The 1,471-nt window shown below is 67.6% G+C and carries 1 protein-coding gene; it reads left to right on the plus strand.

From position 1 onward, the window contains the following. The first annotated feature begins 200 nt into the window (after positions 1–200). Positions 201–1,448 (plus strand): IS110 family transposase, encoded by a 1,248-nt coding sequence (locus ACIBO1_RS32275; RefSeq protein WP_396753099.1) that lies wholly within the window; start codon positions 201–203, stop codon positions 1,446–1,448. The last annotated feature ends 23 nt before the right edge of the window (positions 1,449–1,471 follow it).

Raw genomic sequence — 1,471 nt, forward strand, 5'->3', positions numbered from 1 at the left:
CCCGTTACCTTTTTGATCGTCCCCAGCCGGGGACTGCTCGGTCGCTCGGTCCGGTATGACTAACTGCCCCTGTCGTACGCATGATCCGGGGGGTGTTGTCGCCGGGCCGGGTGGCGTCGGCGAGACCGCTGATAGGGACTCGGCCACCCGCTTTCTGGGTAGGTCTCTCCGTAACGTGGCTGCCGGCAGTCCGACGCTTGATCAGCGGCCGAGCCCATGATGGACATCGTGGGAGACGAGAAGTGAGCGACGAGTACGGCGTGTTCCTGGGCCTGGACGTCGGCAAGAGCGATCATCACGCGGTCGCGTTGGACCCGGCGGGCAAGCGGCTGCACGACGCGGCGTTGCCGAACACCGAGGCGGGGCTGCGGAAATTGTTCGACAAGCTCGCCCGGTACGGCCGGATCCTGGCCGTGGTCGACCAGCCCGCTTCGATCGGTGCCCTCCCGGTCGCGGTCGCCCGCGCCTGCGGGCATCAGATCGCCTACCTGCCTGGTCTGGTCATGCGCCGGCTCGCTGACCTTCATCCGGGCACGGCGAAGACCGACGCCCGCGACGCCTTCGTGATCGCGGACGCTGCCCGGACGTTGCCGCACACGCTGCGCCGGGTCGACGCCGGCGACGACACCCTCGCCGAACTGGAGATGCTGGTCGGCTACGACGACGACCTCGCCGGGGAAGTCACCCGCATCAGCAACCGGATCCGGGGGCTGCTCACCCAGATCCACCCACCGCTGGAACGGGTTCTGGGCCCGAAAGTCCAGCACGCTGCGGTGCTGGAAGTGCTGTCGCGATGCGGTGGCCCGGCCGGACTGCGCAAGGCCGGACGGTCGAAACTCGCCGAGATCGTCAAACCACGGGCACCTCGCATGGGTGCCCGCCTGGTCGAGCAGATCTTCACCGCTCTGGACGCCCAGACCGTCGTCGTCCCAGGCTCCACCGCAGCCGAGACCATCCTGCCCAAACTGGCGGACAGCCTTCGTGACCTGCTCAAACAACGCGACCAGGTCGCCCAGCAGGTCGAAGGGATGCTTGATGCTCACCCTCTTTCCTCGGTCCTGATCTCGATGCCCGGCGTCGGGGTCAGGACCGCAGCCCGGATCCTGCTCGAAGTCGGCGACGTCGCCGCGTTCCCTACCTCCGGCCATCTGGCGGCTTACGCCGGCCTGGCGCCGGTGACCCGCCGCTCGGGCACGAGCATCCGCGGCGAGCACCCACCCAAGGGCGGCAACAAACAGCTGAAACGTGCATTCTTCCTGTCCGCGTTCGCGGCCCTGTCCGACCCACTCAGCAGGGCCTACTACGACCGGAAGCGGGCCGAGGGCAAGAAACACAACGCTGCTCTCATCTGCCTTGCACGTCGCCGTGTCGACGTCCTGCACGCGATGCTTCGCACCGCGACGCCTTACCAGCACAAACCTGCAGAAAAGCTGGCCCTCGCCGCTTGACGGAACCCATAGGGACACCCCCC

It is taken from the genome of Micromonospora sp. NPDC049903, assembly GCF_044460945.1.
Classification (GTDB): Bacteria; Actinomycetota; Actinomycetes; order Mycobacteriales; family Micromonosporaceae; genus Micromonospora.